Annotated in this window: 13 protein-coding genes and 1 pseudogene; 12 read left to right on the forward strand and 2 right to left on the reverse strand. The window is 61.9% G+C overall.

Going from position 1 to position 23609, the window contains the following annotated elements:
- Positions 1-23 precede the first annotated feature (23 nt).
- The gene (locus FDY95_RS04640) at positions 24-1424 is read right to left on the reverse strand and encodes an inorganic phosphate transporter (RefSeq protein WP_138075569.1); all 1401 of its coding nucleotides are present in this window, start codon (positions 1422-1424) and stop codon (positions 24-26) included.
- A gap of 350 nt (positions 1425-1774) precedes the next feature.
- Between FDY95_RS04640 and FDY95_RS04645 the strand changes: the two genes are divergently transcribed.
- Both FDY95_RS04645 and FDY95_RS04650 read left to right on the forward strand, forming a co-directional pair.
- Positions 1775-3295 (forward strand): glycine--tRNA ligase, encoded by a 1521-nt coding sequence (locus FDY95_RS04645; protein ID WP_138075570.1) that lies wholly within the window; start codon positions 1775-1777, stop codon positions 3293-3295.
- A gap of 453 nt (positions 3296-3748) precedes the next feature.
- Positions 3749-6844 carry a DUF7948 domain-containing protein gene (locus FDY95_RS04650; RefSeq protein WP_171025532.1) on the forward strand — a complete coding sequence of 1032 codons (3096 nt, stop codon included), beginning with the start codon at positions 3749-3751 and terminating at the stop codon, positions 6842-6844.
- Positions 6845-6916: 72 nt separating this feature from the next.
- On the opposite strand, the gene FDY95_RS04655 is transcribed toward FDY95_RS04650, so the two are convergent.
- A complete protein-coding gene (locus FDY95_RS04655) occupies positions 6917-7321 on the reverse strand; it encodes a hypothetical protein (protein WP_138075572.1) in 405 nt (134 codons plus the stop codon).
- Between the two features lie 210 nt (positions 7322-7531).
- On the opposite strand from FDY95_RS04655, the gene FDY95_RS04660 reads away from it, so the two are divergent.
- From FDY95_RS04660 to FDY95_RS04705, 10 genes and pseudogenes are all read left to right on the forward strand, one after another.
- Positions 7532-10072: an efflux RND transporter permease subunit gene (locus FDY95_RS04660; RefSeq protein WP_138075573.1), complete on the forward strand. Its 2541-nt coding sequence runs from the start codon at positions 7532-7534 to the stop codon at positions 10070-10072.
- A 158-nt stretch (positions 10073-10230) separates the two neighbouring features.
- Positions 10231-13635 carry an isoleucine--tRNA ligase gene (gene ileS, locus FDY95_RS04665; protein ID WP_138075574.1) on the forward strand — a complete coding sequence of 1135 codons (3405 nt, stop codon included), beginning with the start codon at positions 10231-10233 and terminating at the stop codon, positions 13633-13635.
- A 349-nt stretch (positions 13636-13984) separates the two neighbouring features.
- On the forward strand, positions 13985-14623 hold the full coding sequence (locus FDY95_RS04670; protein WP_138075575.1) for a lipoprotein signal peptidase: 639 nt from the start codon (positions 13985-13987) through the stop codon (positions 14621-14623).
- A gap of 69 nt (positions 14624-14692) precedes the next feature.
- Entirely contained in the window at positions 14693-15136 is a 444-nt protein-coding gene (locus FDY95_RS04675; protein WP_138075576.1) for a hypothetical protein, read from the forward strand.
- 57 nt (positions 15137-15193) lie between these two features.
- Positions 15194-15580: pseudogene (locus FDY95_RS04680) on the forward strand (DUF7831 domain-containing protein).
- Positions 15581-15652: 72 nt separating this feature from the next.
- Positions 15653-17683 carry an ABC transporter ATP-binding protein gene (locus tag FDY95_RS04685; RefSeq protein ID WP_138075578.1) on the forward strand — a complete coding sequence of 677 codons (2031 nt, stop codon included), beginning with the start codon at positions 15653-15655 and terminating at the stop codon, positions 17681-17683.
- A gap of 547 nt (positions 17684-18230) precedes the next feature.
- The gene (gene rnr, locus FDY95_RS04690; RefSeq protein WP_246073927.1) at positions 18231-20960 is read left to right on the forward strand and encodes a ribonuclease R; all 2730 of its coding nucleotides are present in this window, start codon (positions 18231-18233) and stop codon (positions 20958-20960) included.
- Between the two features lie 508 nt (positions 20961-21468).
- A complete protein-coding gene (locus FDY95_RS04695) occupies positions 21469-22446 on the forward strand; it encodes a polyprenyl synthetase family protein (protein WP_138075579.1) in 978 nt (325 codons plus the stop codon).
- 34 nt (positions 22447-22480) lie between these two features.
- Entirely contained in the window at positions 22481-23128 is a 648-nt protein-coding gene (locus FDY95_RS04700; protein WP_138075580.1) for a rhomboid family intramembrane serine protease, read from the forward strand.
- A 129-nt stretch (positions 23129-23257) separates the two neighbouring features.
- Positions 23258-23515, forward strand: a complete 258-nt coding sequence (locus FDY95_RS04705) for a PLD nuclease N-terminal domain-containing protein (RefSeq protein WP_171025533.1) — start codon at positions 23258-23260, stop codon at positions 23513-23515.
- Positions 23516-23609: the final 94 nt, after the last annotated feature.

Genomic DNA, 23609 nt, shown 5'->3' on the forward strand with positions numbered 1-23609 from the left:
TGGGCTAGTGCCAGCCGGAGTGGCTACAGCAGGGCTCGGAACAGCAGGAACAGCACGCCCGACAGCACCATGGTCACGGGCAGGGTGAGCACCCAGGCCAGGGCGATGTTGCGCACCATGGAGGGGTTCAGGTTCTTGATGCCGCGGTTGGCCACCATCGAGCCGGCAATGGCCGACGACAGCACGTGCGTGGTGGAAGCCGGCAGGTGAAACTGGGTGCTCATGCCAATCATGGCGGCGGCTACCAGTTCGGAAGAGGCGCCCTGGGCGTAGGTCAGGTGCTCCTTGCCGATTCGCTCCCCGATGGTTACCACGATGCGCTTCCAGCCCACCATGGTGCCGATGCCCAGCGACAGCGACACGATGAGGATAACCCACTTGGGGGCGTAATCGGTGAAGCCGCGCATGTTCTCGATGGCCGAGTCGTAGGTTTTGCGGTCCTGCGGGCTCAGGCTCACCCGGTCGCTGCCCATGAGCTTTTTGGCGCGGGTGTAGGTGAGCAGGATGGCGCGGCGGATCTGGAACCGGTCGGCTTCGGGCAGCTGCTTCACGTCGGTTTTGCCGGCGAAGATGCGGTCCAGCGTGGCCGTCTGCTGGTTGACTTCCTGCAGGGCCTTTTGCTCGTCGGGCGCCAGCTCGGCCACGTTCACGCGGCTCATCACCTGCTCCACCTGGGCCAGGGAGGCGCGCATGTCCAGCGGGTTCTTGCCGGCGTCGAGGGCGAACTTGAAGGGCAGGATGCCGATGAGGATGAGCATGATCAGGCCCACGCCTTTCTGCCCGTCGTTGGAGCCGTGGAAAAAGCTCACCAGCGTACAGGTCGCAATCAAAATCAGGCGAATCCAGAGAGGTGGCGGCTTGCGCTTGTGCGGCTCCTTGAATATGGCCTTGGACTTGACGAAGCGCTTGAGCACGAACATCAGGATGATGGTGAGCGTGAAGCCGAACAAGGGGCCGACGAGCAGGGCAATGCCGGTTTCGGTGGCCTTGCTCCAGTTGACGGCCGCGCCGCTGCTGCCCGGCAGCAAGGAGAAGGCAATGCCCACGCCCAGGATGGAGCCGATGAGCGCGTGCGAGGAGGAGGCCGGAATGCCGTAGTACCAGGTGCCTACGTTCCAGATGATGGCCGCCAGAATCAGGGCGCCCACCATGGCAATGCCGTGGTAGATGTTCTGGTCGACCAGGCTCTCGACGGGCAGCAGGTACACGATGCCCATGGCCACCCCGATACCGCCGCCGAACACGCCGATGAAGTTCCAGAACGCCGACCAGATGACGGCTACCCAGGGCCGCAGGGTATTGGTGTAAATGACGGTGGCCACGGCGTTGGCCGTGTCGTGAAAGCCGTTGACGAATTCAAACGCGCAAGCGGCAATCAGACACACCAGCAGCAGCAGGAGCACTTGAGGCTCTAAGCCAAGCATAAGGGAAAGGGTTGGTGAGCGAAGGGAAATGGGCCGCCAAAAGTACGGGCGGCAAAAAGGGGGGCAAGATTATGAAATTGTTACTGAGCGCGCTGCCCCCGGCGCCGGCGGTCAGGCCTTGTACCAAAGGTTCTGCAAAAAGTTTAACAATAGTAGCTTGCCGCGCCCGTACTTCGTGGGCGGGGCCTCGGGCGGCCGCGTGCGGCGCTTCGCATCTTCGCCCTACTTTTGCCCCTGATTTAGAACTCGGAGCTTGGAGCTGAGAACCAGGAAGCCGCCGGCCGCTAGCTGGCCAGTTGGTTTATCTGCTCAGAAGCTCTCCGTTCTAAGCCCTCATTTTCTATACCTGCATGAGCAAGCCCGCGCAATCCGCCGCCAATACCACCGAAGGCACCCTGGCCGACATCGTTTCGCACGCCAAGGAATACGGCTTCGTGTTCCCCTCCTCCGAAATCTACGACGGTCTGGCCGCCGTGTACGACTACGGCCCCAACGGCGTGGAGCTGAAAAACAACCTGAAGCAGCTCTGGTGGAAGGCCATGACTCAGCTCAACCAGAACGTGGTGGGCATCGACGCGGCCATCTTTATGCACCCGACCACCTGGAAAGCCTCCGGCCACGTCGACGGCTTCTCCGACCCGCTCATCGACAACCTCGACAGCAAAAAGCGCTACCGCGCCGACGTGCTGGTGGAGGAAAAAGCCGCCGAGTACGAAAAAGCCGGCGACCAGCAGCGCGCCGACGCCCTGCTGGCCGAGCTGGGCCGCCTGCTGACGGAGAATGACCTGCCGGGCGTCAAGCAGCTCATCATCGACGAGAAAATCCTCTGCCCGATCAGCAAAACCGGCAACTGGACCGACGTGCGCCAGTTCAACCTGATGTTCTCGACGCAGATGGGCGCCGTGGCCGAGGGCTCCAGCGAAATTTACCTGCGCCCCGAAACGGCTCAGGGCATCTTCGTCAACTTCCTGAACGTGCAGAAATCGGCCCGGCAGAAGGTGCCGTTCGGCATTGCCCAGATCGGCAAGGCTTTCCGCAACGAAATCGTGGCCCGGCAGTTCATCTTCCGCATGCGGGAGTTTGAGCAGATGGAAATGCAGTTCTTCGTGCGCCCCGGCACCGAAAACGAGTGGTACCAGCACTGGAAAGCCGCCCGCCGCCGCTGGCACGAAGTAATGGGCCTGCCCGCCGACAAGCTGCGCTTCCACGACCACGAAAAGCTGGCCCACTACGCCAAAGCCGCCGTCGACATCGAGTTTGAATTCCCCTTCGGCTTCAAGGAAATCGAGGGCATCCACTCCCGCTCCGACTTCGACCTGACCCAGCACCAGCAGTACAGCCGCAAAAAGCAGCAGTACTTCGACAACGACGTGAACCCCGAAACCGGCAAGCCCTACGGCAACTACGTGCCCTTCGTGGTGGAAACCTCCGTGGGCGCCGACCGCCTGTTCCTGGCCACGCTCTGCCAGGCGTTTCAGGAAGAAACCATCGTGGAGGGCGAAGGCGAGGAGCAGAAAACCAAGACCCGCAAGCTGCTGCGCCTGCACCCGGCCGTGGCGCCGGTGAAGGCCGCCATCTTCCCGCTGGTGAAAAAGGACGGGCTGCCCGAAAAGGCCAACGAAATCTACAACTCGTTGCGCTACGACTTCCGCCTGGTGGTGGAGGAGAAGGACAGCATCGGCACGCGCTACACCCGTCAGGACCTCATCGGCACCCCGTTCTGCATTGCCGTCGACCACCAGACGCTGGAAGACGACACCGTGACGGTGCGCCACCGCGACTCCCGCGAGCAGACGCGCATGCCCATTTCGGCCCTGCGCGGCTACATTGGCGAGGCGGTGAGCCTCTCGCGCATCTTCGAGCAGCTGTAGTACTGCAACGGCGCAACTGGGCCCCGGTCATTCCCTCTACAGGGCAGTGACCGGGGCTTTTTATATAACCAGTTGCCAAGATGGTTCAATTATTCGCAGACTGCGTATCTCATAATTTTAACTGCGCAGCTGTAGAAAGTCTGTAATAATGCGTCGAAGAGTGGGCCGAATGGTCGAGTAGGCAGGTTTTTTGCAGGGCGGGTGGCCGTTTCTGGCGTAGCTATAAAGTCTTCAAAGACAAGTAGCTTTGCTTGTATTGGGTACCATTTTCACTTGCTTATGCAAACAACTACACTCTTGAAAGGCCGTTCTATAACGGCTGTATTGGGCTGTGCGGTGGGCCTGCTGGCCGCTTGGCTACCGGGCCCGTCGGCGCAGGCACAGAGTCTCAAGGCACCCCTCGCCGCCCGGGCAGGTACCGCGGTAGCACCTCCCCCCAGCACCTGGCAGTTCGTGCAGAATCGTACCCAGTGGCCCTCCCAGGTGCAGTACGCCGTGGACGTGCCGATGGGCCGCCTGTATTTGGAGAAAAACCGGCTGACGCACTCCTTGGTGGACGTGGCGGCGCTGGAGGAAAAGCATCATCACCCCGAGAAAAAGACCAAAATCAAGGGCCACGCCTACGCCGTGAGCTTCGTGGGGGCCAACGCCAATCCGACGCTGCAAACGGGCGAGCAATCGGCCACGCGCTACAACTACTTCCTCGGCAATGACCCCAAGAAGTGGGCCAGCGACGTGGCCGCGTTCAGCAACGTGCGCTATAAGGAGCTGTACCCCGGCACCGACCTGTTCGTGTACGGCCGCCCCGACGCGCTGGAATACGACTTCGAGCTGGCCGTGGGGGCCGACCCCGGCCGCATCCAGCTGCGTTACGAAGGCGCCGATAAGCTGAGCCTGGGCGAAAAAGGCACCCTGCGCATTGCTACCTCGGTGGGCGAGGTGGTGGAGCAGCATCCGTACGCTTACCAGCTGGTGAAGGGCAAAAAGCAGGAAGTGCCCTGCGAGTTTCGCCTGAACGGCGACCAGGTGTCGTTCGTGCTGCCGCGCGGCTACGACAAGCGCCAGCCACTCGTTATCGACCCGGTACTGGTGTACTCCACGTATTCGGGGTCCGGCGCCGACAACTGGGGCTACACAGCTACCTACGATACGCTCGGCAACCTGTACTCAGGCGGAATTGTGCAGTCGGGTAGCTACCCGACCACGCTTGGGGCCTTCGACACCTCGCACAATGGTGGCTGGGACATGGGCATCATGAAGTTCAACCCCGCTGCGGCCACCGGGGCCGCCTCGCGCGTGTACGTCACCTACGTCGGTAGCGACGAGGACGACCGCCCGCACAGCCTGGTGGTGGACCACGCGGGCGACCTGATCATTCTCGGCACGACTCAGGAACCGTTGACTTCTACTTCCAACTACCCTACGACCACGACGGGGTATGACCGCACGTACAACGGCGGCAACGCCGATATTGTAGTGACCAAGCTCAACAGTACGGGTAGTGCTCTGATAGGTTCCACTTTCCTCGGCGGCAGCCTGAGCGACGGGCAGAACGATATCGGAGACGCTTTGCGGGCGAATTACGGCGACCAATACCGCGGCGACGTGACGGTGGACAGCCAGAACAACATTTACTTGGCCTCGGTCACTTTCTCCACCGACTTTCCCAGCGCTGCTGGTTTTCAGAGCCAGCACGGTGGGGGCGGCAAAGACGGCGTGGTAGCCAAATTCAATTCCAACCTAAGCTCTCTGGTGTGGAGCTCTTTCCTGGGTGGTTCGGGCAACGATGCTGCTTATTCCCTACAGCTGGATGCCTCCAACAACATATTCGTGGCCGGTGGTACTTCGAGCACGAACTTTCCCGGAACGGGATTTAGCTACCAATCCGGCTACCGCGGCGGCACCGCCGATGGCTTTGTGGCGCGCATCAGCAATACGGGCAGCACGCTAGTAAAAGCCACCCACCTTGGTACGGGCAATTACGACCAGGTGTACTTCGTGCAGCTGGATGCCAGCTCCAACGTGTACGTGTTTGGCCAAACGTCCGGCACTTATCCGGTCACCAACGGGGCCTACGCCAACTTCAACAGTCGGCAGTTTATTCACAAGCTGAATTCCTCCTTAACCGCCTCCCTGATGTCGACCACCATCGGCAACGGCAACGTGGCGAGCAACATGTCGCCAACGGCCTTCTTGGTGGACAACTGCGGGCAGATTCTGTTGTCGGGTTGGGGCGGTGGCGCTCAAGGTGGCGGGAGCACCATCATAGGTATGCCCCGTACCCCCGATGCGCTGCCCATCAACCCTACCACCTCCGGCGACTATTTTTATATCATGCAACTGTCGGCCAACGCAGGAAGCCTCGTGTACGGCACGTATTTCGGCAACGGCGGTTCGCACGTAGATGGCGGTACCAGCCGCTTCGACAAGAAGGGTGTCATTTACCAGTCGATGTGCAACAGCAATAGCACCAGCCCGCGCATCACTACCACTGCCAACGCCTGGTCGCAGAACCCTGGCAGCAGCTGGAACAACGCTGCCTTCAAAATGGACGTGTTGCAGCTCAGCCCGAACTTCATCCAGTCGAACACGCCCACCGGGGCGGCCATCAACCGGGGTTGCGCGCCGCTGACGGTGTACTTCCGCCGGCCGGTGGTGAACGGCACCGGCGTGCAGTGGAACTTCGGCAACGGCCAGACCAGCACCACCAGTGGCGTGGTTTCGACCGTATACAACCAACCGGGCCGCTACCCGGTGCGCCTGACGGTGCTCGACTCGACGGGCTGCCTGCAGAGCGTGTCGCGCACGGATACCGTGGTGGTGGTGGCGACGCCGCAGACGAGCCTAGGCAACGATGTGGACATCTGCCCCGGCGCATCAGTGCAGCTGCAAGCCACGGCCACCGGAGCCGCTGCAACGGGCGTGACGTACACCTGGTCGCCGGCCCAAGGGCTGAACACCACCACCGGCGTGCGCGTAACGGCTCAGCCCACCGCTACCACCACCTACATCGTGCGGGCCAACAACGGCACCTGCGAAAAGCTCGATACCATCGTGGTGAAAGTGGGCGTAACGCCCCAAATTCGGATTGCGGCCAGCGAAACCAACGTCTTCACCGGGGCGCCCGTCACCTTCACCAACACCACGCAGGGCGCTACCCGCGTATCGTGGGACTTCGGCGACGGCCAGACCAGCACCGAAACGTCGCCTGCCCACGCCTACGAGCAGCCGAACACCTACCGCGTCGAGCTGACCGCGTTTTACGGCAACAACTGCCAGGTGAAGCAGACGATGCAAATCACGGTACGGCGCTTCGATCTGCCCAACATCATCACGCCCGACGGCGACGGCAAAAACGACACGTTCAAGCCGTTCGTAAGCTTCCAGCCGGTCGACCTCAAGGTGTTCAACCGCTGGGGCAAAAAGGTATTTGAGCAAAGCGGCTACAACGGGAGCTGGGGCGCCGATGCCGCGCCCGGCACCTACTACTACCTGCTGACCGGCACGGACGGCCAGTCCTGGAAAGGGACGGTGGAAGTGTCGCGCTAAGCACCATCAGCTACCAGCAGAAAAGGCCCCGGATGAGCGTCCGGGGCCTTTTTCATGATCGAGCGGCAGAACTTAGCGACCGTTCAGCCAGGCCGTGGCTTCGCGACGGGAGGTGAAGTAATTGAACTCCACCTGCTCGGGCATGAGCGTGGTGCCGCTGATGGGACAGTTGCTGATCTGGTACTGATACTGCCCCTCGCTGAGCACTGCCGCAATGAACACCGGCCGGGCCACGCGGGCGGGCAGGTGCGCCTGCAGCGGCTCCACCAGCCACTGCTCGTGGTCGTCGGAAGAGGGGGCGTTGCGTTTCAGGTCGAGCAGCAGCTTGCCCACGTTCTTGGTCAGCATTTCCTGCAGGGCGCATTGGTAAGCCTGCCCGAAGGAAAGGTCAAGATGGGTAGCGTTAAAGCTCAGATGCAGCATTTCATCGGCCGCGTGGTAGGTCAACGAAGCCGCTGGTGAGTAGAAAATGGTCATCGAAGGCAGGAGCCGCCGGGAACGGTGAACGGTGGTAAGCAGGGCGCGGGAATGGCGGCGGCAAAATTTACAGCCATATACGCGGATTTTAACATAGTGAGTTACAGATACTTGTATAAATAGTTGATTTTCTGGTTCGGGTGCTATTTCCCCGGAAAATTCCCGCGAATGTCAATGCGTACCTTTGCCCCAATTTTTCTGCTGTAGCCGATGTGGAGTAAGCTCGCCCTGCTGATTATCAAGAACCGCCGCCTGCTCGTCGGGCTGCTGGCCATCATCACCGCGTTTATGGCCTGGAAGGCCAAGGACGTGGAAATGACCTACGATTTCGCCCAGGTCGTCTCGCCCGACGACCCGGACATGGTCTATTTCCAGCAGTTCAAAAGGACCTTCGGCGAGGACGGCAACGTGCTCGTGCTCGGCCTGCAGGACAGCTCGGTGTACCGGCTCGGCAACTTCAACGAGCTGCGCCTGCTCACCGACACGCTCAGCAAGGAAGAGGGCGTGAGCGGGGTGCTGTCGGTGACCAAGCTCATCCAGCTCACCAAGGACACTGCCAATCAGCGCTTTGCCGCGGAGCCCATTTTCCGCACCTTCCCGCAGACGCAGAAGGAATTGGATTCCCTGATGCGCATTGTCAATCGGCAGGAGTTCTACAAGGGCCAGCTCATCAGTCCGACCACCGGGGCCACCCTGCTGGCCCTGACCATGGACCCGAAATATTTGAACTCCTCGAAGCGGCAGGCGGTGATGAAAAACATCCTCGACCACGCCGAGCGGTTCACCAAGAAAACGGGCATCCGGCTGCACTACGCCGGCCTGCCCTACGTGCGCTCCACCATGACCACCAAGGTGGCGGGCGAAATGAAGTTCTTTCTGATGCTGGCCGCCCTGGTGACCAGCGCCACGCTGCTGGTGTTTTTCCGGACCTGGTCGGCGGTGGTGTTTCCGCTGCTCATCGTGGGCGTAGCGGTGGTGTGGTGCGTGGGCACCATCGTGCTGCTGGGCTACAAAATCACCCTGCTGACGGGCCTGATTCCCAGTATTCTGATTGTAATCGGCATACCGAACTGCACCTACCTGCTCTCCCGCTACCACTACGACTACCGCATTTCGGGCAACCAGGTGCTGGCCATGGTGCGGGTGGTGCGCAAAATCGGGCTGGTGACGCTGATGAACAACACCTCGACGGCCATCGGCTTCTTCGTGTTCTGCTTCACCAACATTGCCATTCTCTACCAGTTTGGCTGGGTGGCCACCATCAGCATCTTCGCGGCCTTCTTCATCTCGATTATCCTCGTCCCGATAGTCTTCACCTACCTGCCGCCGCCCACGCCCAAGCAGCTGGAGCACCTCGACGCCAAGCCGCTGACCAAGCTGCTGGAGTTCTTCGACTACCTGGTGCTGGAGCGCCGCGGCACGGTGTACGGCATTGCTTTCGTGCTCTGCGCGCTGGGGGCACTGGGCGCCAGCAAGCTGCAATCGGTGTCGTACATGGTGGATGATCTGCCCAAAAACTCCTCGGTCAACTCCGATTTGAAGTTCTTCGAGGAGCACTTCAACGGGGTGATGCCGCTGGAAATCGTGGTGGATACCGGCAAGAAGCGCGGCATTCTGAAGCTGAGCAACCTGGAGCGCATCGACCGGCTGGAAAACTACCTGCGCACCCAGCCCCAGCTCACCTCGCCCATCAGCATCGTCACCTTCCTGAAGGCCGCCACGCAGACCTTCTACAACGGCGACCCGAGCTACTACCGCCTGCCCGACAACTCGGAGCGCAACTTCATCCTGAGCTACCTGGCCCGCTCGCGCAGCGCCGTGCCGGTTGCCTCGGACAGTACCGCCGCCGACAGCACCAAAACGGTCGCTACGAGCCCCAAAGCCGCCGCCAGCATGAACGACAAGCTGCTGCGCTCCTTCACCGACTCGCTCGGCCAGAAAGCCCGTATCAGCCTCAAAATCGCCGATATCGGCTCGCGCAACCTCGATACGCTGCTCATCACCAAGATTCAGCCGCAGATCAACGAAATCTTCAAGGGCACGGGTATGGAAGTGCGCATGACGGGCACCACCATCCTCTTCACCAAGGGCAACGAGTACGTCATCGGCACGCTCAAGGAAAGCCTGGTGCTGGCCTTCGCGCTGGTGGGCCTGATCGTACTCATCCTGTTCCGCTCCATCCGCTCGGTATTCTTCACCCTGCTGCCCAACTTCGTCACGCTGCTGCTCACGGCCGGCATCATGGGCTTCTTCGGCATTGCCCTGAAGCCCGCCACGGCCCTGATTTTCTGCATCGCGCTGGGCATCGACGGGGACAACTCCATTCACCTGCTGGCCAAGTTCCGGCAGGAAATGGCCGCCAACGGCCGCCGGGTCAAGGCTGCCATCAGCACCACGCTGAGCGAAGCCGGCACGAGCATGATTTACACCAGCATCGTGCTGTTCGTGGGCTTCAGCATCTTCGCCTTCTCCGAATTTGGCGGCACCAAAGCCCTGGGTTTGCTGATGTCGGCCAGCTTGCTGATTACCAACTTCTCGAACCTGATTCTGCTGCCGGCCCTGCTCGTCACCTTCGAGCACGGCAAGGACGAAACCATCGACAGCGCCCTGATTCAGCACTACGACGAGCAGTACCACGAGGAAGACGACGACCTGGAGCTGAACCTGAACCGCATCAAGGTGAAGCCCGGCGCCACCCTGCCGCCCGTTGCGCCGACCGCGCCGCAGGGCAACCAGCCCGGCGAAGCGTAGACGCTTAGTCCCTGCCCGTGAGCCTTTTTGCCCGCATCTTTGTTTGCACTCGATAACCGACTTTCCTCACCCGTCTAGAGCTAAAAAGCTAGAGCTAGTTCCCCCTCTCCCTACGGAGAGGGGGCTAGGGGGTGAGGTCCAGTGAGGCCCCAATCCCGATGAAATACCCCGAATACAAACAGCCCTTCGACTACGCCAAAGTCGGCTCCGACATCCTGAGCTGGTGGCAGCAGAACCACATCTTCGAGCAGAGCGTGTCGACCCGCGAGGGCCGCGACACCTTCGTGTTCTATGAAGGCCCGCCCTCGGCCAACGGCGCCCCCGGCATCCACCACGTGATGGCCCGGACGGTGAAGGACATTTTCTGCCGCTACCAGACGCTCAACGGCAAGCAGGTGCACCGCAAAGGCGGCTGGGACACCCACGGCCTGCCCATCGAGCTGCAGGTGGAAAAGGAGCTGGGCATCACCAAGGAGGACATCGGCAAGAAAATCAGCGTCGAGGAGTACAACCAGCGCTGCCGCGAAACGGTGATGCGCTTCAAGCACCAGTGGGACGAGCTGACCGAGAAGATGGGCTACTGGGTTGACCTGAGCGACCCGTACATCACCTTCGAACCCGAGTACATCGAGAGCTGCTGGGCCCTGCTCAAGAAGCTCTACGACAAGGGCCTGCTCTACAAGGGCTACACCATCCAGCCGTATTCCCCGGCCGCCGGCACCGGCTTGTCCTCGCACGAGCTGAACCAGCCCGGCACCTACAAGGACGTGAAGGACACGACCATCGTGGCCGAGTTCGAGGTGAAGCGGGATGAGCAATCGGAGAAGCTGTTTGCGCTGGCCGACGGCCTGCCCGTGTTCATCATGGCCTGGACGACTACGCCCTGGACGCTGCCGGCCAACACCGCGCTGGCCGTGGGCAAAAACATCCGCTACGCCGTCGTGCGCACCTTCAACCCCTACACCTACGAGCCGCAGGTGGTGGTGCTGGCCAAGGATTTGGTAAGCCGCTACTTCACCGAAAAAGGCGCGCAGGTAGCCCTGGAAGAATATAAAGCCGGCGACAAAGTGCTGGCCTGGCAACAGCTGGGCGAGTTCAGCGGCGCGGAGCTGGCCGGCATCCGCTACGAGCGACTCTTCAACCAGCAAGCCGGTTTCCCGGCCTTCGAAGGGGAGGAGCGGGCCTTCCGCGTCATCGTGGGCGACTTCGTGACCACCGAGGACGGCACCGGCATCGTGCACATCTCGCCGACTTTCGGCGCGGACGACTTCCGGGTCGCCCAGCAAAACGACGTGCCTGCCCTGCTGGTCAGCGACGACCAGGGCAAGCTCGGTCCCATCGTGGACCGCACCGGACGCTACGTGGCGCAGATGGGCGAATTCGGCGGGCGCTGGGTGAAAAACTACGACGGCCACGACGAATCGGCCGCCGACTACCGCACCCTCGACGTGGACATCAGCGTGCGGCTGAAGGAGCGCGGCCGGGCCTTCAAGGTGGAGAAGTACGAGCACACCTACCCGCACTGCTGGCGCACCGACAAGCCCGTGCTGTACTACCCGCTCGACTCGTGGTTTATCAAGACCACGGCCGTGAAGGACCGGCTCATCGAGCTCAACAAAACCATCAACTGGAAGCCCGACAGCACCGGCACCGGCCGCTTCGGCAACTGGCTGGAAAACCTGGTCGACTGGAACCTGAGCCGCTCGCGCTACTGGGGCACGCCGCTGCCCATCTGGCGCACCCAGGACGGCTCGGAGGAGCTGTGCATCGGCTCCATCGCCGAGCTGAGCGCCGAAATCGACAAGGCCGTGGCCGCCGAGGTGATGACGCATAACCCTATCCAAACCGGGGAAATGACCGACCTGCACCGGCCCTACGTGGACGATATTTTCCTCGTCTCGCCCAGCGGGCAGCCCATGTACCGCGAGCCGGACCTCATCGACGTGTGGTTCGACAGCGGCGCCATGCCCTACGCGCAGTGGCACTACCCCTTCGAAAACCACGAGAAATTCCAGCGCAATTTCCCGGCGGATTTCATTGCCGAGGGCGTCGACCAGACCCGTGGCTGGTTCTTCACCCTGCACGCGCTGGGCGTGATGCTGGAGGACTCGGTGGCGTTCAAAAACGTCATTGCCAACGGCCTAGTGCTGGATAAGAACGGCAACAAGATGTCGAAGCGCCTCGGCAACGCCATCGACCCGTTCCAGACCATAGCCCAGTACGGCCCTGACGCCACGCGCTGGTACATGATTGCCAACGCCCAGCCCTGGGACAACCTCAAGTTCGACCTCGCGGGCATCACGGAGGTGCAGCGCCGCTTTTTCGGAACGCTGTTCAATACCTACTCGTTCTACGCCCTCTACGCCAACCTCGACGAGTTCCAGGCCCGCGAATTCGACCGCGTGCCCACGGCCGAGCTGACGGAGCTGGACCGGTGGATTCTGTCGAAACTCCAGTCGCTCATCCTCGAAGTGCGCGGCCATTTCGACAACTACGACCCCACGAAAGCCGCCCGCGCCATCCAGGATTTCGTCACCGACCAGCTCTCGAACTGGTACGTGCGCCTCTCGCGCGGCCGTTTCCGCAAGGGCGAGCTGACGGCCGACAAGAAAGCCGCTTTCGAAACCCTACAGGAATGTTTGGTAGTCGTGGCGCAGCTGATGTCGCCCATTGCGCCCTTCTTCGGCGAGTGGCTCTACAAGAACATGACCGACGGCATGCGCGCCGAGGCCACCGAGAAAAACACGCCTCTGCGCTACGAATCGGTGCACCTCACGGAGCTGGTGCAGGTCGAAGCAAGCCTCATCGACAAGGCCCTGGAGGAGCGCATGGAGCTGGCCCAGCGCATCAGCTCTTTGACCCATTCGCTGCGCAAAAAGTCGGTGCTGAAGGTGCGTCAGCCGCTGCAGCGCATCCTGGTGCCGGTGCTGACGGAGACGACGCGCGAGCAGGTAGGCAAGGTGGAAGACCTGATCTGCGCCGAGGTAAACGTGAAGCACGTGGAGTTCCTGGACGACACCTCGGGGGTGCTGGTGAAATCGGTGAAGCCCAACTTCAAGCGTCTGGGCCAGCAGTTTGGCCCGCGCCTGAAGGCCGTGGCCGCCCGCATCCAGCAGATGACGCCGGAGGAAATCAGCCAGCTCGAAAAAGCCGGTCAGCTGGCGGTAGAGGTTGATGATCAGCCCGTCACGCTCACGACCGAGGACGTGGAAATCCGCACCGAGGATTTGCCCGGCTGGCTGGTAGCCACCGACGGCCCGCTCACCGTGGCCCTCGACGTGACCCTGACCGACGAGCTGCGCCACGAAGGCGTGGCCCGCGAACTGGTGAACCGCCTGCAGAATCTGCGCAAGGATTCGGGCCTGGAGGTGCAGGACAAAATCCGCGTCACCCTGGGCGCCGATCAGCCCGAGCTGGTGCAGGCCGTCGAGAACTTCGGCGACTACATCCGCACCGAAGTGCAGGCCGTGTCGCTGGATCTGGTGAGCGGTTTCGCCGACGGCAGCGTGCTCGAATTCGACGAGTACAAGGTGCCGGCGCGGGTGGAAGTTGTAAAAATCTGATAGCCAACACCATTAGAACGTCATGCTGAACCCTGCGAAGCATCTCTACCGCTTAGTCTGGCTTCGTTCAACGAAGCGGTAGAGATGCTTCGGCAAGCGGACACCAGATGAAGCATGACGTTCAAATTTTAACGGGCAACTCCCGCTAAATTCGCCGCCCGGTACACCGGCGCACAAAACGCCGGCTGCACAGTCTGAAACAGTCCAAAATCCACGTTTCTGGCCCGTCAAGGTCAGGCCCATCAGCATAAATCTCCGCCGAGTTTTGTGCCGGGGAAGCATAAGATTGGGGTGCAGCGGTGTGCTACGCGCAGTGCAATTTCATCCCGGCCGCCAAATCAGCGAATTCATGAAATACTGGAAATACTACCTCTTCGCCCTGCTGGTAATTGCCATCGACCAACTCTCGAAGTGGGCCGTGCATACCTACATGCCCCTCGGCATGCCGGGCGAAATCAAGCTGATTGGCGACTGGGCCAAGCTCCATTACACGCTGAACCCTGGCATGGCTTTCGGCGTGGAACTACCAGCGCCCTACGGCAAAATTGCCCTCACGCTGTTCCGCCTGCTGGCCGTGACGGGCATTGGCTATTACATCTACCGGCTCTGGAAAACCGGCGCGCCAAAGGGCCTGATCTGGTGCATTGCAGCCATCCTGGGTGGGGCCATCGGCAACCTGGTCGACTCGATTTTCTACGGCGTCATCTACAACAACGCCCCCTTCGGAGCCCCTACGCCCTGGCTGCACGGGCAGGTTATCGACATGCTCTACCTCGACCTGTACGAGGGCTTTCTGCCCGATTCGTGGCCGCTGGTGGGCAACATGCACCTCTCGCTCTGGCCCATTTTCAACATCGCCGACTCGGCCATTTTCCTGGGCGTAGTCTTCATCCTGCTGAACCAGACGCGGTTTTTTCAGCACCACGAGGAGCAAAAAGCCGCGCCGAACGAGCACCGGCCGGACGCCGAAGCGGCAGAAGTGGTGTAGAATGTTTTGACTTACCTTAATAGCCCGTGTCAAACAGCACGGGCTATTTTTTTGATCAGATGAAGTACAATGAACTTTGATTACGGAATAGCCCTGAAAGTAATTGGGCTCCTAGACGAAGAAGATAATTTGCTGCATTACGAAGCGCAATTTTCTAACGGGAACACGGCCACTACAATTGAATTCTATGCCTATGAGGATGAATTCAAGCCGTTTAGCGAGCAGTTGGTTGATTTTCCCAAGACTGTGGAAAGCAGAGCAACTTTTCAGACTTCCGATGACGAAGAGAAGTACACCGAGTATTTGAAGCTAGAGGTGTTTTGCTATGAGCCGAATGGGACTTCAGCTATCCGCGTGCATGCTAGAAAGAACAGTACAACAGCACCATACTATCATCACAGCGAGTTTTTTCTTCAAGGGTTGCTGCCAGCAGCGTTGAGCCTCCTGGGCTCAAGCCTGAGTTCTTGGAACCCGCTGAAAGAGCCCGAGTTTGTCTGGCCTTCCAGAGATTAACAGGACAACAATCAAGTGAGTGGTTGCTGACCACGGCTACCTACATTAAGCCACTTTATGCTCCGCAAACAGAAATTCATAACGCGCGAAGACCTGCAGACCAACCCCGGCACGCTCTACGTCTTCGGCGACAACGAGCGGCGGCGCGGCTACGGCGGGCAGGCCAAGGCCATGCGCGGCGAGCCAAACGCGGTAGGAGTGAGGACCAAGCGCAAGCCCGCCCGCACCGCCCCCGACGACTTCTGGACCGACGACACTTACGAGCAGAACTGCCGCTTTATCGACGAGGATTTAGCGCCGGTTTTCGCCTAGCTCCGCGCCAGTGGCGACGTCGTGTTGCCCGAAGATGGCCTGGGCACCGGCCTGGCCGAGCTGCCAACCCGCACCCCGCGTACCTTTGCCTACCTGCAGGAGCAGCTGCGGCAGCTGGAAACCACCGTCTAAGCGTTTCTCAGCCCCGCCAGACGCTCCAAAGCCGCCAACCCGAGCCATACCCACCAATCGTCCACGAAATCCGTGCAATCCGTCAAATCCGAAAAATCCGTGATTCTGGAAGTCCGCGACCTGACCATCGACTTCGCCTCGCAGTACGGCCTGACGCGGGCGGTGGAGAGCGTGTCGTTTCAGCTGCGGGCAGGCGAGACGGTGGCCATCGTGGGCGAGTCGGGCTCGGGTAAATCAGTGACCTCGCTGGCCATGCTGGGGCTGATTCCAATGCCGCCTGGCCGGCTGAGTGGGGGAGAGGCGCGGTTTCAGTCCGAGGCCCTGGGCGGGGAGGTGGATCTGCTGCGCCTTTCGGAAGCCGAGCTGCAGAAGGTGCGCGGCAATGAAATATCGTTCATCTTCCAGGAGCCGATGACTTCGCTGAACCCCGTGCACACCTGCGGGGCGCAAGTGGTGGAGGCCCTGCGGCTGCATACCACGCTCAGCAAGCAGGAGGCCGAGGCCCGCACCATTGAGCTGTTTACCGAAGCCCAGCTGCCGCGGCCGGCGGAAATCTTCAAAAGCTACCCCCACGAAATCAGCGGCGGGCAGAAGCAGCGGGTGATGATTGCCATGGCCATGGCCTGCCAGCCCGCCATCCTCATTGCCGACGAGCCCACCACCGCCCTCGACGTGACGGTGCAGGCCCGCATCCTGCAGCTCATCGACGACCTGCGCCGGCAGCGCAACACGGCGGTCCTCTTCATCACCCACGACCTGGGCGTGGTGGCCGAAATTGCCGACCGCATCCTGGTGATGTACCGCGGCAAAGTGGTGGAGCAGGGCCGGGTGCTCGACATCTTCACCAATCCCCAGCACCCCTACACCAAAGGCCTGCTGGCCTGTCGCCCAAAACTTTCGCTGGGTCGAAAAAAACTGCCGACGGTAGCCGATTTCATGCAGGAAGACGCCTCCGGCGCCTTCTCCGTCACGGCAAGTGCCGCGCTGCAAAGCCCTGCAAACGAAATAGCTGCGCAACCTATCGAGTCCCCTCAGAGCGGAGGCGACATTGACAAAATGTTTCCCGTGGAACATTCCATTGTTCCACGGCCCGACAGCACACTCACCGGCTTCGAAACCGCGCCGCTGCTGGAAACCGGCCAGGTGCCGCCAGCCGCTGACACGCCCATAGCCGCCGTGCCGCTGGATTCCTCCGCGCCGTCGTTCAACGATAGTGATAGGACGACTCAGAGTCGTACTACCACTTCGTCCGCGCCGTCTGCGCCTCAGGATGAAGTCCTGCTAAGCGTACAGGACCTGCGCGTGTACTACCCCGTTCGCAAGGGCTTCCTGAGCCGGCAGAAGGAATACGTGCGCGCCGTCGATGGCGTGAGCTTCGATATCCGGCGCGGCGAAACCGTCGGGCTGGTAGGGGAGTCGGGCTGCGGCAAGACCACGCTGGGCCGTACGCTGCTGCGGCTGGTGGAACCAACCAGCGGCAAGATTCTGTTTGAGGGCGACGACTGGGCCAAGCTCTCAACCGGGGAGCTGCGCCGGCGTCGCCGCGACTTTCAGATGGTTTTCCAGGACCCCTACGCGGCGCTCAACCCCATGCTGACCGTGGGCGAGGCTATTCTTGAACCGATGCGCGTGCACAACGTCGGCGGCACCAAGGCCCAGCAAAAGGCGCGGGTGCTGGAGCTGCTGCGCACCGTGGGGCTGAAGGAGGAGCACTACCTGCGCTACCCGCACGAGTTCAGCGGTGGGCAGCGGCAACGCATCTGCATTGCCCGGGCGCTGGCCCTGCAACCGAAATGCATCATCTGCGACGAATCCGTCTCAGCGCTGGATGTCTCGGTGCAGGCCCAGGTGCTCAACCTGCTCAACGACCTCAAGCGCGACTTCGGCATCACCTACCTCTTCATCACCCACGACCTGTCGGTAGCCCGCTTTATGTCGGACCGCCTGCTGGTGATGAGTGCCGGCCAGATCGTGGAGCAGGGCAACGCGGCCGACATCTACGCCAACCCCCAGCACGAGTACACCCAGCGCCTGCTGGCCGCCATTCCGAAGGATACGCCCGAGGATATCCGTGCCGCCGTGGCAAGGCGGGAACTGACGTAGCCTAGATTCCGCGTCATTCAGAGCGCAGCGAAGAATCTCGCGTGCTGATGGCTGCAAGCACTCCTAACGGAGGGGTAGAGATGCTTCGGCAAGCTCAGCCTGATGTCCTGGGGCTCGTTCAATGGAACACGCGAGATTCTTCGCTGCGCTCTGAATGACGTTCTTTCAAGTGTTATTAATCCATTACAGCCCGTTTAAGCCCTCCGATTCTTTTATCCCAATATCGACTGCGGTCAAAACCCCGAGCGTCGCGTATAGCGCCTGAAAACCGTTCAATAAGACCCTCGTTACCCCACGCGTATCCGCTACCGGCGCGTCAGCTTGCTGCTGATATATTCAGAAGTTCTTTTCTTTCGCACAACTTAACCCGGTCAGTCCTCGAACACTAGGCCGACCACCCTGCGCCGGACGCAACAAAATCCGCCCGACGCGCATATTCACCCCGCAGGCCCGCCCAAACCGGTGCGCTGATTTGCCTGCCTTTTTTCCGCTAACTCGCCGCCCGTCAGAGATACCCAAAAGCAGCCCGGCGGCGACCCTTTTCACCATGAAGAGAAATAACGACTCGGACGCCCCGCGCCCTCAGCGCGACCCGGCCCGCCGCCGCGACCAAGCCCCTCAATCGGCCGTCATCAACAAGACCATGGTCTTCCGCATCTTCGCCGATAACCCCGGCAAGGTGTTCAACTACCGCCAGCTCGCCCGCCGCCTCGGCGTGGTTGACAAAGACCAGCGCGACGAGCTGTTCGACACGCTCAAGGCCCTCAAGAAAAGCGGCCACATCGCCCTGCTCCAGAACGACGACTACCGCCTCGTGGAAATTCCCGGCCGTAGCTCCGCTGAGCAGCGTCCCGACCACGACCAGCCCGCCGCCCGCCGCTCCGCGCGGCCCGAGCCGGAGCTGCCAGCAATCCAGGCCGCGCCAGCCGCCGAGCGGGAGCGGGCTCCGCGCCGCGGCAAAGGGCCCACCCCGGCCGCTACTCCCGAAGGCGGCTACCAGCCCCGCCGGCAGCGCCCGATGGAGTCGCCCGGCGAGTCGCTGGACGAAGGCCCCATCGTGCACCGCCGCCGCTCCGCCGGCTTCGACATGCCTGGCACCGCCGACCGCAGCCACCGCCCCGGCTCCTACAAAGAGCGGCGCGAAGGCAGCTACCAGGCCGGCCCCACCATCACCGGCACCGTGGACTTGGCCACACCCAAGTTCGCCTTCATCGTGAGCGAGGAGCTGCCGGAGGACCTGCGCATCTTCACCGACCGTCTGGCCTTCGCCATGGACGGCGACACGGTGCGCGTGCGCCTTGGCCAGAACCGCGACGGAAAGCCCACCGGCGACGTGGTCGAAATCATCGAGCGGGTGAAGGAGGAAGTCGTGGGGCGCCTGCAGGTGCAGGGCGGCTTCGGCTTCGTGCACCCCGATTACAAGAAGCTCTACTTCGACGTGTTCGTGCCCGGCCACGCGCTCAACGGCGCGGAGAACGGTGACAAGGTGCTCGTGCGCGTAACGGAGTGGCCCACCGAGGCCGGCCGCCAGCCCGTGGGCGAGGTGGTGCGCAGCTTCGGCCAGGCCGGGGGCCACGAGGCCGAGATTAACGCCATCATGGCCGAGTACGGCCTGCCCTTCGAATTTCCGGAGGAAGTGGAAGCCGAGGCCAACGCCATTCCGGCCAGCATCAGCAAGGAGGAAATTGCCAAGCGCCGCGACTTCCGCCCCGTCACCACCTTCACCATCGACCCGGTCGACGCGAAGGACTTCGACGATGCCCTCTCGATCCGGCAGCTGGAAAATGGCCACTGGGAAATCGGTGTGCACATCGCCGACGTGAGCCACTACGTGGTGCCCGGCACCCGCCTGGAGAAGGAAGCCAAGCACCGCGCTACCTCGGTGTACCTGGTCGACCGCACCATTCCGATGCTGCCCGAGCGGCTGTCGAACGGGCTTTGCTCGTTGCGCCCCAACGAGGACAAGCTGACCTTCTCGGCTGTGTTTGAGCTCGACGAAAAGGGCAAACTCTACGACTCCTGGTACGGCCGCACCGTCATTCACTCCGACCGCCGCTTCACCTACGAGGAGGCACAGGAGCGCATCGAAACGGGCGAGGGCGACTACGCGGCCGACATCAATCTGCTCAACTCGATTGCCAAGAAGCTGCAGGCCGAGCGGTTCCGCAAGGGCGCCATCAGCTTCGAGGCGCCGGAGGTGAAGTTCAAGCTCGACGCGGACGGCAAGCCGGTGGGCGTGTTCATCAAGGAGCGCAAGGACGCGCACAAGCTGATCGAGGAATTCATGCTGCTGGCCAACCGCAAGGTGGCCGAGTTCGTGTTCCGCCTGAAGCCCCGCAAGCCCCGCCTCACCATGGTCTACCGCACCCACGACGCGCCCGACCCCGACCGCCTGGAGAATTTCGCGCAGTTTGCCCGGCAGTTCGGCCACTCGCTGAACTTCGGCGAAAACGCCAACGTGAGCAAGGAGCTGAACCAGCTGACGGCCGCCGTGGAAGGCAAGCCCGAGCAGTCCGTCATTCAGGCGCTGGCGGTGCGGGCCATGTCCAAGGCCATCTACACCACCGAGCCGCTGGGCCACTTCGGCCTGGCCTTCGACCACTACTCGCACTTCACCTCGCCCATCCGTCGCTACCCCGACATGATGGCCCACCGCCTGCTCGAAGACTACCTGCACGGGGCCAAGAGCGCCGACGCAGTGGAGCTGGAGGCCGACTGCAAGCACTCCTCGGAGCGTGAGAAGCGGGCCGCCCAGGCCGAACGGGCCAGCATCAAGTACAAGCAGGTCGAGTTCATGGCCGAGCACGTGGGCGAGCAGTTCACCGGCGTGGTGTCGGGCTTTAATGAGCGCGGCATGTACGTGGAAATGGGCGAAACCAAAAGCGAAGGCATGGTGCGCGTCTCCGACATCGACGAGGACTACTTCCAGTACGACAAGGAGCGGATGCAGATGGTAGGCCAGCGCACCGGCCGCATCATCAAGTTCGGCGACACGGTGCAGGTCATCATCAAAGCCGCCAACCTGCTCGACCGCACCATCGACCTGGACCTCGTCACTTCCGGTACCGGCACCAACCAGCGCCGCGCCGGCCGCGCGAAATCCGACGGCTACGCCGCCCGCGACGAGCGAGGTAGCGGCGGCGGCCGGGGCCGCTCCGGCTCGGGCAGCGGCGGCCGCTCCGATGGCCGCGGCGGTGGCAAGTCGGGCGGTAGCGGCGGCAGCCGCCCGCGCAAATCCGGCGGCGGCAAGAAAGGCCGCAGCCGCTTCCACGGCTAAGCCAGTAGCCTATCTGCTCCCGTATTCCGCCCCGTCGGCCCAGTGCCGGCGGGGCGGATTTGCGTTAGTACCTACACTGTTTTTTGTCAGAAACCCCAAACCCAAGCCCAAACCCGTCAAACCTTCGCCCCGATCATCCAAACCTAAGTCCCGACGCTCCAAAGCTTCGCCTCAATCGTCCAAACCTAAGACGTGACCTTCCAAAGCTTCGCCTCGATCCTCCAAAGCATGGACGCAGTCATCCAAACCTTCGCCCCGACGCTCCAAACCTAAGTCAGGGCCCGCCAAAGCTTCGCCCCGACCCTCCAAACCTCCGCCAACACATTTCGGCGGCCCCGTCCGCGCTGTCGTCAGTCTTGAGCGCAGCGGAGACTGACCGACGCCGAACGGCCGCAAGCCGCCCACCTGCGCGACCCTCGCGCCGTATGCCCGTCGGCTACCCGCGGCACCCGCCGGTGCCGCCCGCCCTCCGTACCTTGCCGTGGCATCATTCGCCGCTCCCAATCCTGTGGACCTTTCCCGCTTTCTGAGCCCCATCACCGAGGCCCTGGCCGCCCGCCACTACGGCGACCAGCCGCTCGAACTCTACGAACCCATCCGCTACAGCATGAGCATGGGCGGCAAGCGCATCCGCCCCCTGCTCACCCTGCTCGGCGCCTACCTCTATTCCGACCACTGGGAGCAGCTGGCGCTGAACCCCGCCCTGGCCGTCGAGGTCTTCCACAACTTCACCCTGCTCCACGACGACATCATGGACCAGGCCCCGCTGCGCCGCGGCCAGCCCACGGTGCACGTCAAGTGGAACCCCAACGTAGCCATCCTCTCCGGCGACGTGATGCTGGTGCGCGCCTACGAGCTGCTCTTCGACATCGAGCCCGCCCTGCTGCGCGAAGCCCTGCAGCGCTTCAGCCAGACGGCCGCCGAAGTCTGCGAAGGCCAGCAGCTCGACATGAACTTCGAGACGCGCCCCCAGGTCAGCATTGCCCAGTACCTCGACATGATCCGCCTGAAAACGGCCGTGCTCCTGGGCTTCGCGCTGGAGCTGGGCGCCCGCCTCGGCGGAGCCAGCGCCGAGGATGCCGACCACCTGCGCCGCTTCGGCGTCGACATCGGCCTGGCCTTCCAGCTGCGCGACGATTTGCTCGACGTCTACGGCGACGCGGCCACCTTCGGCAAGCGCGTCGGCGGCGACATCGTGTCGGATAAAAAGACCTACCTGCTCCTCACCGCCCTGGAACGCGCCAACGCGGCCCAGAGAGCCACGCTGGGCCATTGGCTGGGTCTGAACTCATCCGAAACCGCCGCGGCCAAGGTGCGGGCCGTTACGGCCATCTACGACCAGCTCCAGATCCGTCCCCGCACCGAAGCCCTCATCAACGACTATTTCCAGGACGCCCTGGCCCACCTCGACCAGGTGCAGGCCCCCGCCGAGCGCAAAGCCCTGCTGCGCGGCCTGGCCCTGCAGCTGATGGAGCGCGAGAGCTAGCGCCCCGTTCCATCCACCTTTCCTTCTGCCCACAATGCCCTTTCCTATCGACCCCGTCATCATCCTCATTGCCCTGACGGTCGGCCTCTCTTTCTACGGCTGGAACAACCCCAGCGTGATGGAGCGCTGGATCTTCAGCCCCTACCGCGTGCGCCGCAACCACGAGTGGTACCGCTTCCTCAGCAGCGGCTTCCTCCACGCCGATTTCATGCACCTGTTCTTCAACATGTTTGCCTTCTACTCTTTCGGGCAGCTCGTGCAGAACCAGCTCATGGTCGAATCCGGCACCCTTACCGGTATCCTGCTCTTCCTGCTGCTCTACCTCGGCGGCGTCGTCATCTCCGATATTCCCACCTACCTGCGCCACCGCCAGGATGCCCGCTACGGCAGCCTCGGGGCCTCCGGGGGCGTGGCCGCCGTGGTCTTCGCCGCCATCCTGTTCTACCCCGTCGCGCCCGAAGGCGGCGGTATCATGATCTTCCCCATTCCCTTCCGCATCCAGCCCTTCCTCTTCGGTTTCCTCTACCTGGGCTATTCCTACTACCAGGGCCGCCGCTCCGGCGACAATATCAACCACGACGCCCACTTCTACGGCGCCCTCTACGGCGTGCTGCTCACGATGCTGCTGTACCCCACCGTTATCCTCGATTTCTGGCAGCAAATCAGTAATAAGTATTTGTAAATCAGGTGTTTGGATGCTAAAAACAGGCGAATGTATATCCATTGGGCGATGCTTGCGTAAGAAGACGCACAACACCTTCTCCTTACTCCAACCCAAGCACCACCAATGAACCGCGTAACTTCCCTCCGTGTGCCTTTCCGGCCCCTCGCCGCGCTAATGGCCTTCTTCGCCTCGCTCTCGCTCACCAGCTGCAGCCGCCGCGACGATTACGGCTCCTACACTATCTGGGGCGCCCTCATCCTGATCCTGGACGTGGTAGCCATGATCGACGCGCTGCGCCAGCCCTGGTCGCTCGGCAAGAAGATTCTCTGGATTGCCATCATCTACTTCCTGCCCATTCTGGGGCTGATCCTTTATTACCTGATTTCCGGCCGCGGCAAGTCCTAAACCGACTCCGTTTCGCCAAACGAAAAGAGGCCCGCTGCACAATGCAGCGGGCCTCTTTGTTTTCTACGGAATGAACGGGCGAATGGCCCGGCCG

Origin of the sequence: Hymenobacter jeollabukensis (assembly GCF_005771675.1) — a bacterium.
Lineage (GTDB): Bacteria > Bacteroidota > Bacteroidia > Cytophagales > Hymenobacteraceae > Solirubrum > Solirubrum jeollabukense.

Excerpts from the sequence above, each read along its gene's own strand:
- FDY95_RS04640 (WP_138075569.1), bottom strand. The coding sequence starts at position 1,424 with ATGCTTGGCTTAGAGCCTCAAGTGCTCCTGCTGCTGCTGGTGTGTCTG.
- FDY95_RS04645 (WP_138075570.1), top strand. The coding sequence starts at position 1,775 with ATGAGCAAGCCCGCGCAATCCGCCGCCAATACCACCGAAGGCACCCTG.
- FDY95_RS04655 (WP_138075572.1), bottom strand. The coding sequence starts at position 7,321 with ATGACCATTTTCTACTCACCAGCGGCTTCGTTGACCTACCACGCGGCC.
- FDY95_RS04660 (WP_138075573.1), top strand. The coding sequence starts at position 7,532 with ATGTGGAGTAAGCTCGCCCTGCTGATTATCAAGAACCGCCGCCTGCTC.
- ileS (WP_138075574.1), top strand. The coding sequence starts at position 10,231 with ATGAAATACCCCGAATACAAACAGCCCTTCGACTACGCCAAAGTCGGC.
- FDY95_RS04670 (WP_138075575.1), top strand. The coding sequence starts at position 13,985 with ATGAAATACTGGAAATACTACCTCTTCGCCCTGCTGGTAATTGCCATC.
- FDY95_RS04675 (WP_138075576.1), top strand. The coding sequence starts at position 14,693 with ATGAACTTTGATTACGGAATAGCCCTGAAAGTAATTGGGCTCCTAGAC.
- rnr (WP_246073927.1), top strand. The coding sequence starts at position 18,231 with ATGAAGAGAAATAACGACTCGGACGCCCCGCGCCCTCAGCGCGACCCG.
- FDY95_RS04700 (WP_138075580.1), top strand. The coding sequence starts at position 22,481 with ATGCCCTTTCCTATCGACCCCGTCATCATCCTCATTGCCCTGACGGTC.